The organism is Streptomyces sp. NPDC102278, assembly GCF_044766345.1.
Classification (GTDB): Bacteria; Actinomycetota; Actinomycetes; order Streptomycetales; family Streptomycetaceae; genus Streptomyces.
In genome coordinates this window covers 227,037-243,888 of sequence record NZ_JBIWLV010000009.1, presented here as the reverse complement: position 1 = coordinate 243,888, position 16,852 = coordinate 227,037, and the positions used below count along the sequence as shown (strand labels likewise).

The following is a 16,852-nucleotide window of genomic DNA, read 5'->3' as shown; positions in this document are numbered from 1 at the left end:
GTCCCTCGGCCATGCACATATGCCACGACGACGACGGGAGAGCCGATGCGTTCCGCATCCACGCACTCCGCGACCGGCCTCAGCACCACCGCCTGGTCGCCCATGGACGGTCGCCCCGCCCAGCAGGGCATGTACGACCCGCGCAACGAGCACGACGCCTGCGGCGTCGGCTTTGTGGCCAACCTCAGCGGCGAGGCCAGTCACACGCTGGTCGAGCAGGCGCTGACCGTATTGCGGAACCTCGAACACCGCGGCGCCACCGGCTCCGAGCCCGACTCGGGCGACGGCGCGGGGATCCTGTCCCAGGTGCCGGACGCGTTCCTGCGCGAGGTGGCCGGTTTCGAGCTCCCCGAGGCCGGCGCGTACGCCGTCGGCATCGCCTTCCTCCCCGCCGACGGCACCGCACAGGCCGTCGCCGTGGAACGCATCGAGGCCATCGCCGTCGAGGAGAACCTCACGGTCCTCGGCTGGCGCGAGGTCCCGGTCACCCCGGACCTGCTCGGCAACGGCGCCCGCGCCACCATGCCCTCCTTCTCGCAGCTGTTCGTGAGCAACGGGGCGAGCGGCATCGAGCTGGACCGCAAGGCCTTCGTGCTGCGCAAGCGTGCCGAGCGCGAGGCCGGGGTGTACTTCCCGTCGCTCTCCGCCCGCACCCTCGTCTACAAGGGCATGCTGACCACCGGCCAGCTGGAGCCCTTCTTCCCCGACCTGTCCGACCGTCGCTTCGCGTCGACGCTCGCCCTGGTCCACTCCCGGTTCTCGACGAACACCTTCCCGTCCTGGCCGCTCGCCCACCCGTACCGCTTCGTCGCGCACAACGGCGAGATCAACACGGTCAAGGGCAACCGGAACTGGATGAAGGCCCGCGAGTCCCAGCTCGCCTCGGACGTCTTCGGCGAGGGCGACCTCGACCGGATCTTCCCGATCTGCACCCCCGACGCCTCCGACTCGGCCTCCTTCGACGAGGTCCTGGAGCTGCTCCACCTCGGCGGCCGGTCGCTCCCGCACAGCGTGCTGATGATGATCCCGGAGGCGTGGGAGAACCACGCGTCCATGGACCCGGCCCGCCGCGCGTTCTACCAGTACCACTCCACGATGATGGAGCCCTGGGACGGCCCGGCCTGCGTCACCTTCACCGACGGCACCCAGGTCGGCGCGGTCCTCGACCGCAACGGTCTGCGCCCCGGCCGCTACTGGGTCACCGACGACGGCCTCGTCGTCCTCGGCTCCGAGGTCGGCGTGCTCGACATCGACCCGGCCAAGGTCGTCCGCAAGGGCCGCCTGCAGCCCGGCAAGATGTTCCTCGTCGACACCGCCCAGAAGCGGATCATCGAGGACGACGAGATCAAGGCCGAGCTGGCCGGCGCCGCCCCCTACGCCGAATGGCTGGAAACCGGCGAGATCGAGCTCGAAGACCTTCCCGAGCGCGAGCACATCGTCCACACCCACGCCTCGGTCACCCGCCGCCAGCAGACCTTCGGCTACACCGAGGAAGAGCTGCGCATCATCCTCGCGCCGATGGCCCGCACGGCCGGCGAGCCGCTCGGCTCCATGGGCACGGACTCCCCGATCGCGGCCCTGTCCGAGCGCCCCCGGCTGCTCTTCGACTACTTCACGCAGCTCTTCGCGCAGGTCACCAACCCGCCGCTGGACGCGATCCGCGAGGAGCTCGTCACCTCGCTGCTGTCCTCGGTGGGCCCGCAGGGCAACCTGCTGGAGCCGACCGCCGCGTCCTGTCGCAGCGTCACCCTGCCCTTCCCGGTGATCGACAACGACGAGCTCGCCAAGCTGATACACGTCAACGCCGACGGCGACATGCCGGGCATGAAGGCCGCCACGCTCTCCGGCCTCTACCGGGTCTCCGGCGGCGGCGAGGCACTCGCCGCCCGCCTGGAGGAGATCCGCGGCGAGGTCGACGCGGCCATCGAGAACGGCGCCCACCTGATCGTCCTCTCGGACCGTCACTCGGACGCCGAGCACGCGCCGATCCCGTCGCTGCTGCTCACCGCCGCCGTGCACCACCACCTCATCGCCACCAAGCAGCGCACCCAGGTGGGTCTGCTGGTCGAGGCCGGCGACGTCCGCGAGGTCCACCACGTCGCGCTGCTCATCGGCTACGGCGCCGCCGCCGTCAACCCGTACCTCGCCATGGAGTCCGTCGAGGACCTGCTGCGCGCCGGCACCTTCCTGTCCGGCCTGGAGCCGGAGCAGGCCATCAAGAACCTGATCTACGCGCTCGGCAAGGGCGTCCTGAAGGTCATGTCCAAGATGGGCATCTCCACGGTCGCCTCCTACCGCGGCGCCCAGGTCTTCGAGGCCGTCGGCCTCGACCAGGAGTTCGTCGACACCTACTTCGGCGGCACCGCCACCAAGATCGGCGGCGCCGGCCTGGACGTCGTCGCCAAGGAGGTGGCCGCGCGCCACGCCAAGGCGTACCCGGTCTCCGGCATCGCCGCCACGCACCGCGCGCTGGAGATCGGCGGCGAGTACCAGTGGCGCCGCGAGGGCGAGCCGCACCTGTTCGACCCGGACACGGTCTTCCGCCTCCAGCACGCCACGCGCAATCGCCGGTACGACATCTTCAAGCAGTACACCGACCGGGTGAACGAGCAGTCCGAGCGCCTGATGACGCTCCGCGGCCTCTTCGGGTTCAAGACCGGCGAGGCGGGGGACCGCCCGTCGATCCCCGTCGACGAGGTCGAGTCCGTCGCCGACATCGTCAAGCGGTTCTCCACCGGCGCCATGTCGTACGGCTCCATCTCCAAGGAGGCGCACGAGACCCTCGCCATCGCCATGAACCAGTTGGGCGGCAAGTCCAACACCGGTGAGGGCGGCGAGGACCCGGACCGCCTGTACGACCCGGCGCGCCGCTCGTCCATCAAGCAGGTCGCCTCCGGCCGCTTCGGCGTCACCAGCGAGTACCTGGTCAACGCGGACGACATCCAGATCAAGATGGCGCAGGGCGCCAAGCCCGGCGAGGGCGGCCAGCTGCCCGGCCACAAGGTCTACCCGTGGGTCGCAAAGACCCGGCACTCCACCCCGGGCGTCGGCCTGATCTCCCCGCCCCCGCACCACGACATCTACTCCATCGAGGACCTGGCTCAGCTGATCCACGACCTCAAGAACGCCAACCCGGCGGCCCGCATCCACGTGAAGCTGGTCTCCGAGGTCGGTGTCGGAACGGTCGCCGCGGGCGTCTCCAAGGCCCACGCGGACGTCGTCCTCATCTCCGGCCACGACGGCGGAACGGGCGCCTCGCCGCTCACCTCGCTCAAGCACGCGGGCGGCCCCTGGGAGCTCGGCCTCGCCGAGACCCAGCAGACCCTGCTGCTCAACGGGCTGCGCGACCGCATCGTGGTCCAGACGGACGGCCAGCTCAAGACCGGCCGCGACGTGGTCATCGCCGCGCTGCTCGGCGCCGAGGAGTTCGGTTTCGCGACCGCGCCGCTCGTCGTCTCCGGCTGCGTCATGATGCGCGTCTGCCACCTGGACACCTGCCCCGTCGGCATCGCCACCCAGAACCCGGTCCTGCGCGGGCGCTTCTCCGGCAAGCCCGAGTTCGTCGTCAACTTCTTCGAGTTCATCGCGGAGGAGGTGCGCGAGATCCTCGCCGAGCTGGGCTTCCGCACCATCGAGGAGGCCGTCGGCCACGCCGAGCTCCTCGACACCAGCAAGGCCGTCACGCACTGGAAGGCCCAGGGCCTCGACCTGGAGCCCCTCTTCCACGTGCCCCAGCTCCCCGAGGGCGCGGTCCGCCACGCCCTGATCGAGCAGGACCACGGCCTGGAGAAGGCGCTCGACAACGAGCTGATCAAGCTCGCCGGCGACGCGCTGAACGCCGCCACGGCCGAAGCGGCCCAGCCGGTCCGCGCCCAGGTCGCGATCCGCAACATCAACCGGACCGTCGGCACCATGCTCGGCCACGAGGTCACCAAGAAGTTCGGTGGAGCGGGCCTGCCCGACAACACCATCGACCTGACCTTCACCGGTTCGGCCGGCCAGTCCTTCGGCGCCTTCCTGCCGCGCGGCGTGACGCTGCGCCTGGAGGGCGACGCCAACGACTACGTCGGCAAGGGCCTCTCCGGCGGCCGTGTCGTGGTCCGCCCGGACCGCGGCGCCGACCACCTCGCCGAGTACTCCACCATCGCCGGCAACACCATCGGCTACGGGGCCACCGGCGGCGAGATGTTCCTGCGCGGCCGCACCGGCGAGCGCTTCTGCGTCCGCAACTCCGGCGCCCTGGTCGTCTCGGAGGGCGTGGGCGACCACGGCTGCGAGTACATGACCGGCGGCCAGGCCGTCGTCCTCGGCGAGACGGGCCGCAACTTCGCGGCCGGCATGTCGGGCGGCGTCGCGTACGTCATCGACCTCGACCCGAACAACGTCAACGTCGGCAACGCCGGCGCCGTCGAGACCGTCCTCTCCGACACCGACAAGCAGTGGCTGCACGACGTGGTGCGTCGCCACGAGGAGGAGACCGGCTCGACCGTGGCCGCGAAGCTCCTGGCCGGCTGGTCCGTCGCGGTGGACCGCTTCAGCAAGATCATCCCGACCACGTACAAGGCAGTGCTCGCCGCCAAGGACGCCGCTGAGCTGGCCGGACTCTCGGAGTCCGAGACCACTGAGAAGATGATGGAGGCGGCGATCAGTGGCTGACCCGAAGGGCTTCCTCACCACCCCGCGCGAGACCGCCTGTTCCCGTCCCGTGGCCGACCGGCTCAAGGACTGGAACGAGGTCTACGTCCCGGGCTCACTGCTCCCGATCATCAGCAAGCAGGCCGGCCGCTGCATGGACTGCGGTATCCCGTTCTGCCACAACGGCTGCCCGCTGGGGAACCTGATCCCGGAGTGGAACGACTTCGCGTACCGCGAGGACTGGTCGGCGGCGTCCGAACGCCTGCACGCCACGAACAACTTCCCGGAGTTCACCGGGCGGCTGTGCCCCGCGCCCTGTGAGTCGGCGTGCGTGCTCGGCATCAACCAGCCCGCCGTCACGATCAAGAACGTCGAAGTCTCGATCATCGACAAGGCCTGGGACAACGGCGACGTCACCCCCCAGCCGCCGGAGCGCCTGTCCGGCAAGACGGCCGCCGTCATCGGCTCCGGCCCGGCGGGTCTCGCCGCGGCCCAGCAGCTGACCCGGGCCGGGCACACCGTGGTGGTGTACGAGCGCGCCGACCGCGTCGGCGGCCTGCTGCGCTACGGCATCCCCGAGTTCAAGATGGAGAAGGTGCACATCAACCGCCGCATCGAGCAGATGCGCGCGGAGGGCACCAAGTTCCGTACGGGCATCGAGGTCGGCCGGGACATCACGGCCACCGACCTGCGCAAGCGGTTCGACGCGGTCGTCGTCGCCGCCGGCGCCACCGTCTCCCGCGACCTGCCGGTCCCGGGGCGCGAACTCAAGGGCATCCACTTCGCGATGGAGTACCTGCCGCTCTCCAACAAGGTGCAGGAGGGCGACTTCCTCGCCCCGCCGATCACCGCCGAGGGCAAGCACGTCGTCGTCATCGGCGGCGGCGACACCGGCGCGGACTGCGTGGGCACCGCCCACCGCCAGGGCGCGGCCTCGGTCACGCAGCTGGAGATCATGCCCAAGCCGGGCGAGGAGCGGAACCCCAACCAGCCCTGGCCGACCTTCCCGATGCTGTACAAGGTCACCTCGGCGCACGAGGAGGGCGGCGAGCGGGTCTACTCCGTCTCCACCACCCACTTCGAGGGCGACGAGGACGGCAACGTCCAGTCCCTGCACCTCGTCGAGGTCGCCTTCGAGGACGGCAAGCTCGTCCAGAAGGCGGGCACCGAACGCGTCCTCCCGGCGCAACTGGTCACCCTCGCCATGGGCTTCACCGGCACCGACCAGGAGAACGGCCTGGTCCAGCAGTTCGGCCTGGCCCTCGACGCGCGCGGCAACATCGAGCGCGACGCCTCGTACGCGACCAACGTGGGCGGCGTCTTCGTCGCCGGCGACGCGGGCCGCGGCCAGTCGCTCATCGTCTGGGCCATCGCGGAGGGCCGCTCGGCCGCCCGCGGCGTGGACCGCTTCCTGACGGGCGCGAGCGCCCTGCCGTACCCGGTCAAGCCGACGGACCGTTCCATCACCGTGTAACACCGACGGTGCCCCTTCCCCCGGGCTTCCCGGGGAAGGACCCCTCATACGGCCCGTACAACGACGTGCGGAAACCCGACACCGCGCCCGCCATGTCCCCGACCAGGGATGGCGGGCGCTGTGGCGTTCGGGGGCGGACTCAGCGGGGGGTCGAGCGGGCTGTCAGGGCTGCCAGGGCCGAGCGGCTGGTGACGCCCGTCTTGTGGAAGATGTGCGACAGGTGGGTGTCCACCGTGCGCGGGCTCAGGCGCAGGCGGGCGGCGATCGCCGGGGTGGTGAGGCCCTCCGCGACCAGGGCGGCGATCTGCTGCTCGCGCCGGGTGAGGGCGGGGAAGCGCGGGCCGCCGGCGGGCGGGGACGCGGGGGGAACCGGGGCCGGGCCGGGGGCCGGCGCGGGGACCGGCGGCGGCTCGGGCGTCGGGGGGCGGGCCAGGTCCGCGAGGCCCGTCAGCAGCCCGGCCCCGCCCGCCGCGGCCAGCCGGTGGCCCTGTTCCCACAGGGGCGCGGCAGCCGCCGGGTCACCGGTGAGGGAGGCCCCGAGCAGCAGCGACAGGGCCTCCCACAGGGTGGCGCCCGAGCGTCCGGCCTCCTCGGCGGCCCGCAGGAAGGACCCGGCCGCCCCGACCGCGTCGCCCCGGGCCGCCAGGACCTGACCCGCACAGCGCAGCGCCGCGGCCCGCTGAGCGGGCAGGTCGAGCAGGTCCGCGTCCCGGCGGGCCCGGGCGGCCCACGTCCCGGCGGCGGACAGGTCGCCCTCGGATACGGCGGCGGTGACCAGGGCCTCCAGGAACAGCGGCCGCATCGACGGCTGGAGCCCGGTCAGGTCCGGTCCGCCGCCGGCCCGCAGCATCGCGGACCGGGCCCGCCGGGGATCACCCCCGTGCAGCGCGGCGTAGCTCAGGACGCACCACGCCAGCGAGGCCCACCAACTGGTCCGGGGGCCGGCCGCGGCCACGGCCTCCTCGGCGACGGTCAGCGAGGTCCGGTCGCCGGGCGGCAGCGCGGCGATCAGCACCTGCGCCTTGTTCGACAGGACGAGCGCGAGCAGTTCGTCGCTCCCGATCCCGCGGGCGATGCTCTCGGCCTCGTCGACCAGTTCCAGCGCCGACACCAGCCGGCAGGTGGTCATGTGGACGATCGCCTTGCAGAGCAGCAGGTGCGGCAGCAGGTGCAGGGGACCGCTGCGCCGGGCGATGGTCAGCCCCCGGTCGGCGTGCCGTTCCGCGTCGGCGTACCGCTCCAGGTAGAACTCGGCCCAGCCCAGCCGCGCCAGCGGTTCGCACAGGTCGGCGAGGTCCCGGTCGGTCAGTGCGTCCACCCGGGCCCCCGCGCGGTCGGTGAACTCCCGGGCGGCCGCCAGGTTCCCCTCGTACGCCTCGCCGAGCGCGGCGATCGCCAGCGCCGTGGCCGCGGCCGGCTCGTCGCCGAGGGTCCGGGCCAGCTCGAAGGTCCGCTGTACGTCCGCCCGCACCGTCGGGTAGGCCGAAGCGTGCGGGGCGGACGAGCCGAGCTCCATGCCGAGTGCCACCGCGTCGGCCGGGCCGGGCGCGGGAGTGCGGGACAGCTCGCGACGCAGCAGCGACACGGCGGCCGGGTAGTGCCCCAGGTGGCGTTCCATCGAGGCGCACAGGGTGACGGCCGCCGTGCGCACCCCGCCCGCCTCGCCCGCGTCCGCGTCCGGCACCTCGGCGATCACCTCGTGCAGCAGGTCCCGGCTCTCACGCAACGCGCCGCAGACACTCAACGCCCGGGCCCTGCGCAGCCGCAACTCCCGCCGCCGCACGGCGTTGTCGGGCGTGTCCGGGAGCACCCGCAGCACCACCTCCAGCCAGTGCGCGCAACTCGCGGGGGCCGTCGTCGCGGACTGCTCGGCCGCGTCCAGCAGCACGGCCGCGAGTTCGGGGTCCCAGCGGGCGGCGAGGGCCCGCTCCACGTGCTGGGCGCGCACGGCGGCCGAGGCGCCGGCCCCGGCCAGCGCCTCGGCCGCCCGCCGGTGCATGCCGGTACGACGCCGGTGCTCGGTGTTCTCGTGGATCACGGTCCGCAGCACGGGATGGCGCAGCGACCAGCTGTCGCCCGGCCCGGGCCGCAGCAGGTCGCGGCGGGCCAGCACGGCCAGGTCGGCGTCGAGCCGGGCCGCGTCGGGCACGGCCGCGATCAACGCCAGCAACGGCGCCGTGGCCTGGTCCCCGAGTACGGCGACGGCCTCGGCGGTACGCCGCTGCGCGGCGGTGAGCGGGGTCAGTTCGTCGAGGAGCAGCGCGGCGAGTCCGCCGTCGGGGACGGCCGCGCCGGTCTGCCCCTGGAGCAGGGCCAGGAAGTACAGCGGGTTGCCCTCGCTGGCGGCGTACAGCCGGGCGGCCCGGGCGGGCGCCAGGCCGGGTACGAGGTCGGGCGCGAGCTGCGCGACGCAGGCCTCCTCGGGGAGCGGTCCGAGGTCCAGGCGCAGCACGGCGGCGGTGTCCACGCCGCGGGTGAGGGCGGCGGCCAGCGAGGGAGAGGTCTGCCGGTCCCGCCGGGCCACGGCGATGACCACCGGGGTGCGCGGGGGGTGCCGCACGAGGTGGTCGAGCAGCTCCAGCGAGGCCGGGTCCGCCCAGTGGAGGTCGTCGAGGGCGATGAGCAGGCCCGGTCCGCCGCGGCCCAGGCGGGTGAGCAGCCGCCCGGCCGCCCGGTGCACGGCGAACCGTTCGGCGTCCGCACCCACCCCGCCGGCGCCCACCCCGCCGGCGCCCACCCGGCCGGCGCCCACCCCGCCGGCGCCCACCCCGTACAGGACGGGAGCGGCGGCCTCGGCGTCCGGCCCGTGCGGTGGCCCGGCGTCGAGGTCGGTGAAGGCGTCGGTGAACACCCCGAAGGGGATGTGCCGCTCGAACTCGGCCGCCCGGCCGCGCAGTACGGTCATGCCCCGGTCGGCGGCCCGCGCGCACAGCTCCGTCAGCAGTCGGCTCTTGCCGATCCCCGCGGCGCCCGTGAGGTCGACGACGCCGGGGGCGCCGCCGTCGAGCACCTCGACCAGGTGCCGGAGTTCGGCGGCCCGGCCGACCAGTGGAGTCCTGCGCATCATCAGCCCCCGAGTCGACGCCGGCCCGGACCGGTACACCCGGATTGTCTCCCCTGCGGCCGCCCTACGTAGGTGGTTCCACGGATGTGGGGTCGCGGGCGGGCTGTCACGCTCGGAACCACTCCGGCCGTGTCTGACGAGGAGGCCGCATGCGTCGATCACGCGTACTCGTGGTGCCGCTCCTGACCGTTCCCGCGCTGGCGCTCGCGCTCGCGGGCTGCGCGGGCCAGGGACCGACCCGGTCCCTGCCGTCCGATCCGCTCGTGCCCGGTACGGCGACGCCCTCCACCGCCGCTCCCACGCCCACCCCGACACCCACGCCCACCCCGACCCCCTCGCCGACACCGACGTGCACGGTCACCTCCGGCATGGGCGCGCAGGAGAAGGCCGGCTACCTCAAGGCCCTCCGGAGCAAGGACCGCCCGGACTACAGCGCCCTGTTCATGACGGACACCGGGGTGTACCTGAGCCTGAAGGACGGCAAACGGCCCTGCGAGGTGGTGGAGGTGAAGGTCGGCCACTTCCGCGTCGACATGACCCGGGCCGAGGACAGGCCGGGCTTCTCGTTCTCGTACACGCCCATCAACACCGTGATCGTCAAGGTCGGGCCGCGCGACGGATTCGCCCCGGGGAGCGTCCCCCCGCCACCGCAGGGGTGCGGGGGCACGCTGTCCGTCCTGTACGTCGGTGACGAGATCACCGAGGACGACCTGCCGGACCAACTCCGGCTCCCCGGCGCCGACTCCCCGATCGACTGGACGCTGGTCGTGCTCCCCGCGGACCGCGCCCTCGACGGGGTCTTCCAGCCGCCGGCCGGCGTAGGGGGCTGCTGAGCCGGCCCGGGGGACGGCGCGCCGTGGGGGTGTGCGCCGACCGCCGGGCCACAGGGCCGCTTCCTCGGCGGGGGAGCGGGGAAACACGACGGGCGGTACCGCTGGGGGGGCGGTACCGCCCGCCGTGACGGGGCGCCGTGCCGGCCGCGGTGGAGGGGCCTCGTACCGCCCGCCGTGACGGGGCCGGGCCCGGTTCGCTCGTGCGGGTGACGCGCCGCGGGGGCCGCGGGAGCGCCGGTCCCGCGGCGCGCGGGCCGGACGCCGTTCAGGGGTTCGGCGGGGCCGGATCCGGGGGAGGGGCGCCGCCGGCCCCCGAGGACCCGGCCGTAGGCCGTACGGCCCATGTGCGCCGCGTTCCGCCGCAGTTGAGGGGCGTCGCCGTCTGGTAACTGTGGCCCCATGCCCTCCCGAATGCTGCTGCTGCGCTGTCTGCTGGGCGCCGCCCTGCTCCTGCCCGCCCACGCCGCGGTCGCCGTCACCGGCACCGCCGGCGAAGGACGCACCGTCGACTACCGAGGGCTGCGGCTCACCGTCCCCGCCGACTGGCGGGTCGTCGACCTCGACCGGACCCCCGACGCCTGCCTGCGCCTCGACCGGCCCACGCTGTACCTCGGCCACGCCGGGACCCAGGCCGAATGCACCGGCCGGGCCGCCGTCACCCGCGCCGACACCCTGCACCTGGAGCCCCTCGACGGGGCCCCGCCGCGCGCGGACGTCCCGACCCTGAGGGCGAACCCGGGGGTCCCGCTGCCGCGGACCGAGGGCGACAGCAACGAACTGCGGTACGCCCTGCGGGGGCCCGGGGTGATGGCCACCGTCTCGTACGGCACCGGACCCGACGCGGTACGCGGCCTCCTGGAACGGGCCCGCCGCACGCCCGCCGGCGCCCCCGAGGCCAAGGTCGACGCCGTGGCCGCCGCCCTGCCGGCGCCCCGTACCGCCCAGGAACCCTTCACCGGCCTCGGCTTCGACGCCTGCACCGCCCCGACCCAGTCCGCGATGAACGCCTGGCGGCAGGGTTCGCCCTTCGGCGCGGTCGGCGTGTACATCGGCGGCCCGGCCCGGGCCTGCGCCCAGCCGCGACTGACCTCCGGCTGGATCCACAAGCAGACCGAGGCCGGCTGGCACCTGATGCCGATCTGGGTGGGCCCGCAGCCCTGGCGCAGCAACACCACCGGGCTGTCCACCGACCCCTCCCGGGCCAACGACCAGGGCCTCGCCGCCGCCGAGGGCGCCGCCGACGCGGCGCGGTCACTGGGCCTGGGCCCGGGCACGCTCCTCTACAACGACCTGGAGCACTACACCGACCGGGCCACCTGGGACGCCCCGGTCGTGGCCTACCTCACCGCCTGGACGGTGCGGCTGCACGAGCTGGGCTACAAGTCGGCGGCCTACGTGCACGCGGCCTCCGGGGTGCCGGCGCTGAGCGCGCACCACCACCAGGCGCCGCAGGCCATGCCGGACGTGCTGTGGGTGGCCCGCTGGAACCTCTCGGCGTCCGTCTCGGACGCCGACCTGGGCCTGCCCACCGGGACGACCAAGTGGGCGGGCCCGCGCCGGGCCCACCAGTTCCGCGGCGGTCACGACGCCACGTACGGCGGGGTGACGATCAACATCGACCGCAGTTGGATCGACGTCGATCCCCGGCTCCTCGTCGTTCCCGGGACGCTCGGGATCGGCCCCCTGGCCTGACGGGCGTCTCAGCCGTCCGAGGGGCCCCCGGCCGGGTCCTCGCGCGGCGGTTCGTCGTCGTTGCCCCGGCGCAGGGTGCGGACGCCGTGCTCCGGGGTCCACGTCCGCACCACCAGGTCGTCGCCCTCGACGGTGATCCGCACGATCTCCGTCAGGTCGGCGTGGAAGAGGTGGAAGGGATGCGGGGTCTCGGTCTCCTCCGCGTACCGGTGGAGCTCCGGCGGATCCACCAGCTCCAGCGCCCGCCCGGAGATCCGCACGTCCCCGCCCTCCATCTCCTCGCCGGGACCCGGATTGGAGTGCAGGGCGAACCGGGGGTCGCGCTGGAGGTCCCTGGCCTTCATGGAGCCGGCCATCATGCCGAGCCACAGCTCCCCGCCGCGGATGTCCACGTTCAGTCCGGCCAGCCGGGGCGAACCGTCCTTGCGGAGGGTGCCGAGGACATGGTGCGGGTGCTGCGCGAAACGGTCCCGGACGGCCGCCGCGAACTGCGGCTCCGCCGCCTCGAACACGGCCCAGTTGTTCGTCGTCGTCATCCCTCCATCCAAGCGCGGATCGCGCGGCGCCGCCGCTCAGACGCGCACGATGCCGGCCTCCCGGGCCGCCGCGAGCCAGGACGGGAACTCCGCGACCAGCCGGTCGTACAGCACGTCGTCGGGGACCCGGCGCGGGTCCTCGCCGGCGTGGAAGTAGCCCGCGTTGTCGACGACCCGCTTCGAGGGGACGGGGAGTTCGTCGAGGCGGCGCAGGAAGTCGAACTGGGTACTGCGGGTGTTGCCGAAACCGACGAACTGCCAGAACAGCGGGAGCCGGGCGGCCTTGCAGAGGTACCGCTCCGCCAAGGCCTTGTTGATCGGTCCGCCGTCCGTCTGGAACACGACCAGCGCGGGGTCCCCGGCGCCGGACTCCAGGTAGTGGTCGATCACCCCGTCCATCGCCAGGTGGTAGGCCGTCTGGCCCATGTGGCCCAGGCTGTCGGCGATCGCGGTGACCCGCCCCTCGTGTCGGCCGAGTTCGACTTCCTCCACGGCGTCGATCTCCGTGGAGAAGAAGACCACCGGGACCCGCCCGTCGTCGTCCAGGTGCGCGGACAGCCCCAGCACCCGGTCGGCCAGGGCCTGGACGCTTCCGTCGCGGTAGTAGGGCCTCATCGATCCGGAGCGGTCCAGTACCAGGTAGACCGCGGCGCGTTCTCCCTCCAGTCCGTGCTTGCGGAGTGATATGCCGGCGCTCTTGTACAGGTTGACGAGCGCCGGAGCCGCCTCTCGCATCTTCCCGAGACTGATCGCGCTGCCGGTCATGGGGCCGAGATTACGGCAGCACCCGCCGCCGTGAACCCGATTCGGGCGGCCAGCCGCTCCCGTTGCGCGGACGGTGCTCCGAAGAGCCGCCCCGAGCCGTGGGCCCGTTTGAGGAACGTGTGCGCCTCGTCTTCCCAGGTGATGCCGATGCCGCCGTGCAGCCGGATCATCTCGCCCGCCACGTACGTACCGGCCTCCGGGCAGGCGGACCTGGCCGCCGCGGCGAGGTCCGGCGGGGCCTCGGCGGACGACCTACGGCTGCGTGCCGCGCCCCGCCGCGAGTGCCTCGATGTCGTCCAGCATCGCGGCCGCCAGGTCGCGTTCGGAGGCGTAGTACCGCTCGGCCCACTTGAGGGTCAGCGTCGGGTACGCCCAGGACGCCTCGCCCTTGGCGCCCTCCACGTCCGCCACCGCGCGGCGGCGCATCTTCTCCGCGAACTCCCGGTGCTGGACCAGGACTTCGCGCATCTGCTCCGGCTCCAACAGGTGGCCCAGCCACAGCCGGAGCATCGGTCCGTGCTTGAGCACCGGCGGGTCGACCGGTGCCTCGCGCGCCCATTGCCGTACGGCCGCCATGCCCTCGTCGGTGATCCGGTACACGCGCTTGTCGCGGGTGCCGGTCTCCTGGGCGACGAGGCGAGAGGAGGCGTAACCGGCCTTCTCCAGCCGCTTCAGCTCGCTGTAGATCTGGCTGAAGGACGGGCTCCAGTAGAAGAAGCGCAGCGACCAGTCCGACCACTTCTTCAGGTCGTAGCCGGAGAGCTCCTCGCCGAAGGAGAGCAGCCCGAGCACCGCCCAGCTGGTCGCGGGGAGGTCGCGCTTGTTCGTCTCGTCTGCCACGCGCGCAGTCTACGACCGGTCCGCGCGGTCCCCCTTCCCTCGATGGAGTGTGACTGCTAGGAGTATTCCTAATAGGAATGTGTGTACTCCATCCTGCAGTACCCGGACGGAGGGACCCCACCGTGAAGTTCTCGATGATCTTCGAGGCGCAGCTCGTCGAGCCCACCCCCGAACGCGAACGCCAGGTGATCCACGACTGCGTCGAACAGGCCGTGTACGCCGAGGAGATGGGCTTCGACCGGATCTGGGCGGTCGAGCACCACGCCCTGACCCAGTACGCGCACATGAGCGCCTCCGAGATCTTCCTGACCTGGATCGCCGCCCGGACTCGGCGGATCCGCATCGGCCACGGCGTCGTCACCATGCCCTTCGGCCACCAACACCCCGTCCGCGTCGCCGAGCGCGCCGCCATGCTCGACGTCCTCTCCGGCGGCCGCGTGGACATCGGCGCCGGACGCGGGGCCACCCGCCAGGAGATGTCCATGTACGGGGTCCGGCCCGAGGACACCTACCCGCAGATGGAGGAGGCCCTGCGGATCTTCTCCGCCGCCTGGCGGGAGGAACGGTTCGAATGGCACGGCTCCATCGACGTCGGCCCCGACGCGATCCTGCCCCGCCCCGTACAGGACCCCCACCCGCCGCTCTTCATGGCCTGCTCCAAGCACGACACCCTGGGGCTCGCCGCCGAACCCGGCACCGGGGCGCTCGTGATGGGCTTCGCCGGGGCCGACGACGTCCGCGCCATGCGCAAGGTCTACGACGAGGTCATCGCCGGCCGCACCGGCGAGCGCCTCGTCTCCAGTGAGGTCAACGACCACTTCTGCGCCCTCTGCCCGACCATCGTCCTCGACGACGCGGAGCGGGCCCTGCGCCTGGGCACGCGCGGCCGGCGCTTCTTCGCCGAGTCGATCGCACACTGGTACGGCAACGCCCCCGCGCCCACCGGCTACGCCGAGGAGGACGGCGCCGCGGACCACGTGGCCGCCCTGGCGAAGGGCCGCGAGGAACTGGTCGCCACGTTGCACGAGGCCCACATCCCGGCCCGCCCCGTGGACACCGGCACCTACAACGCCGACCACGCCTACGGCAGCGCCGACACCGCCATCGCCTACGTGGAACAGCTGCGCGAGACCGGGGTCGACGAGGTGACGTGCCTCATCCAGATGGGCACGGTCCCCCAGGAGGCGTGCATGGAGACCATCCGCCAGTGGGGCGAGAAGGTCATCCCGCACTTCCGTGCCCTGGAGGGCTGAACCGTGATCCCACTGGACGGCAAGGTCGTCGTCATCACCGGCGCCGGGCGCGGGCAGGGCGCCGCCGAGGCCCGCCTGTGCGCGGAGGCGGGAGCCCGGGTCGTCGTCACCGACATCCGGGAGGAGGAGGGCCGCGAGGTCGCCGCCGCCCTGGGGGAACAGGCGCTGTACGTCCACCACGACGTGGCCGAGGCCGACGGCTGGGCCCGGGTCGTGCGGGAGGCCGTGGCCGCCTTCGGGACGATCTCCGCACTCGTCAACAACGCCGCCCTGTGGCGCACCGCCCACGTGGAGCGGCAGTCCCTCGCCGACTTCGAGGCGCTGCTGCGGGTGAACCTTCTCGGCCCCTTCCTCGGCATCCAGGCCGTCGCCCCGGTGCTGCGCGCCGGCGGGGGCGGCTCGATCGTCAACGTCTCCTCCACCGCCGGACTGGTCGGCATCCCGGGCCACGCGGCCTACGGCTCCACCAAGTTCGCCCTGCGCGGGCTGACCCGGTCGGCCGCCCTGGACCTGGCGGGCGACGGGATCCGGGTCAACTCCGTGCACCCGGGCGCCATCGACACCCCGATGATCTCCGCCGTGTCGGACAAGGACTGGTCCCACGTGCCGCTGGGCCGCATGGGCCGGCCCGAGGAGGTCGGGGAACTGGTCCGCTTCCTCTGCTCGGACGCCTCCTCGTACGTCACCGGCGGCGAGTTCACCGTGGACGGGGGGACGACGGCCCGATGAGCGACTCCCTCTCGCCCGCCGCCCGGCGGCTGTGCGACCTGATGGCCGCGGCCTTCCCCGGCCCCGGCGACCCGCACGCCCTGCGGGCGGCGGTCGCCGCCGGCGGGCGCGCCCCCGGGCCCGCCGTGGCCGACGTGCACGACGACGACGCCTGCGGGGTCCCGGTCCGTGTGTACGACCCCCGCCCGGGCCCCGACCCCGGGGCCCCGGGCCGCCCGCTCGTCGTCCACTTCCACGGCGGCGGCTGGGTGATGTGCGGCCTGGACACCCACGACGCCGGCTGCCGCAGGCTCGCCGCCGCCTCGGGCGCGGTGGTCGTCTCCGTCGACTACCGGCTCGCCCCGGAACACCCCTGGCCGGCCGCGCCCGACGACGCGCTGACCGCGCTGCTGTGGACCCGCTCCCGAGCCGCCGAGCTGGGCTGCGACCCCGACCGGATCATCGTCGCCGGGGACTCCAGCGGAGGCACCCTGGCGGCCGTGACCGCACTGCGGGCCCCCGAACTCGTCGCGGGGCAACTGCTGTTCTACCCGCCACTGGACGCGGCCATGGACGCCCCGTCCGTGGCGACGTACGCGCGGGGGTACTTCCACACCGCCGCCCACATGGCCTGGTACTGGGACCAGTACGGCGGGGACCCCGCGCACCCGCACGTCTCGCCGCTGCGCGCCCCCGACCTGACCGGACTGCCCCGCACCCTGATCGTCCTCGCCGACTGCGACGTGCTGCGGGACGAGGGTCTCGCGTACGCGCGACGGCTGGGGGAGGCGGGCGTGGACTGCGCCGTCCAGCTCCACCCGGGCGTCTTCCACGGCTTCCTGGGCACACCGCTGCCGGCCGCCGGCGCGGCGTACGCGGCGGCCGCGGCGTGGATCAGTGGCTGGGCGGCCGAGGGGCCGGGGCCGAGCGGCCGAGGGGCCGGGGCCGAGGGGCTGAGGGGCCGGGGGTCGGGGGCCCTGGGACATGGCGCGGGTGGTGTCCGGCGCCGCGCCGGGCACCGGTGAACCACTGTCGAGGATCGGCGGCGGCGC

General features: G+C 73.5%; 11 protein-coding genes and 1 pseudogene. 7 read left to right on the top strand and 5 right to left on the bottom strand.

Going from position 1 to position 16,852, the window contains the following annotated elements:
* Positions 1 to 45: 45 nt before the first annotated feature.
* Both gltB and ACIRO3_RS22700 read left to right on the top strand, forming a co-directional pair.
* Positions 46 to 4,656 carry a glutamate synthase large subunit gene (gene gltB / locus ACIRO3_RS22705; RefSeq protein WP_404139501.1) on the top strand — a complete coding sequence of 1,537 codons (4,611 nt, stop codon included), beginning with the start codon at positions 46 to 48 and terminating at the stop codon, positions 4,654 to 4,656.
* Entirely contained in the window at positions 4,649 to 6,109 is a 1,461-nt protein-coding gene (locus ACIRO3_RS22700) for a glutamate synthase subunit beta (protein WP_361773800.1), read from the top strand. Before gltB ends, ACIRO3_RS22700 begins: the two co-directional genes overlap by 8 nt.
* Positions 6,110 to 6,248: 139 nt before the next feature.
* Here ACIRO3_RS22700 and ACIRO3_RS22695 read toward each other — a convergent pair whose 3' ends face one another.
* Positions 6,249 to 9,176, bottom strand: coding sequence for an AAA family ATPase (locus tag ACIRO3_RS22695; RefSeq protein WP_404139498.1), 2,928 nt, complete (start codon positions 9,174 to 9,176; stop codon positions 6,249 to 6,251).
* 146 nt (positions 9,177 to 9,322) lie between these two features.
* Here ACIRO3_RS22695 and ACIRO3_RS22690 point away from each other — a divergent pair, with 146 nt between their 5' ends.
* Positions 9,323 to 10,006, top strand: coding sequence for a hypothetical protein (locus ACIRO3_RS22690; protein WP_404139496.1), 684 nt, complete (start codon positions 9,323 to 9,325; stop codon positions 10,004 to 10,006).
* A 399-nt stretch (positions 10,007 to 10,405) separates the two neighbouring features.
* A complete protein-coding gene (locus ACIRO3_RS22685; protein WP_404139493.1) occupies positions 10,406 to 11,698 on the top strand; it encodes a glycoside hydrolase domain-containing protein in 1,293 nt (430 codons plus the stop codon).
* 8 nt (positions 11,699 to 11,706) lie between these two features.
* On the opposite strand, the gene ACIRO3_RS22680 is transcribed toward ACIRO3_RS22685, so the two are convergent.
* The 4 genes and pseudogenes from ACIRO3_RS22680 to ACIRO3_RS22665 form a co-directional block, all read right to left on the bottom strand.
* The gene (locus tag ACIRO3_RS22680) at positions 11,707 to 12,234 is read right to left on the bottom strand and encodes a pyridoxamine 5'-phosphate oxidase family protein (protein WP_404139490.1); all 528 of its coding nucleotides are present in this window, start codon (positions 12,232 to 12,234) and stop codon (positions 11,707 to 11,709) included.
* Between the two features lie 36 nt (positions 12,235 to 12,270).
* A complete protein-coding gene (locus ACIRO3_RS22675) occupies positions 12,271 to 12,999 on the bottom strand; it encodes a VWA domain-containing protein (RefSeq protein ID WP_404139487.1) in 729 nt (242 codons plus the stop codon).
* Positions 12,996 to 13,241: pseudogene (locus ACIRO3_RS22670) on the bottom strand (acyl-CoA dehydrogenase); the annotation flags it as partial. The gene ACIRO3_RS22675 and the pseudogene ACIRO3_RS22670, both read right to left, overlap by 4 nt.
* A 10-nt stretch (positions 13,242 to 13,251) precedes the next feature.
* Positions 13,252 to 13,839 carry a PadR family transcriptional regulator gene (locus ACIRO3_RS22665; RefSeq protein ID WP_404139484.1) on the bottom strand — a complete coding sequence of 196 codons (588 nt, stop codon included), beginning with the start codon at positions 13,837 to 13,839 and terminating at the stop codon, positions 13,252 to 13,254.
* A 122-nt stretch (positions 13,840 to 13,961) separates the two neighbouring features.
* On the opposite strand from ACIRO3_RS22665, the gene ACIRO3_RS22660 reads away from it, so the two are divergent.
* Genes ACIRO3_RS22660 through ACIRO3_RS22650 form a run of 3 tightly spaced genes read left to right on the top strand, consistent with a single transcriptional unit; the run spans position 13,962 to position 16,825 of the window.
* Positions 13,962 to 15,092, top strand: coding sequence for an LLM class flavin-dependent oxidoreductase (locus ACIRO3_RS22660; protein ID WP_404139481.1), 1,131 nt, complete (start codon positions 13,962 to 13,964; stop codon positions 15,090 to 15,092).
* 3 nt (positions 15,093 to 15,095) lie between these two features.
* Entirely contained in the window at positions 15,096 to 15,821 is a 726-nt protein-coding gene (locus ACIRO3_RS22655) for a glucose 1-dehydrogenase (protein ID WP_365999332.1), read from the top strand.
* Positions 15,818 to 16,825 (top strand): alpha/beta hydrolase, encoded by a 1,008-nt coding sequence (locus ACIRO3_RS22650; protein WP_404139478.1) that lies wholly within the window; start codon positions 15,818 to 15,820, stop codon positions 16,823 to 16,825. The genes ACIRO3_RS22655 and ACIRO3_RS22650 overlap by 4 nt, the downstream gene beginning before the upstream one ends.
* Positions 16,826 to 16,852: the final 27 nt, after the last annotated feature.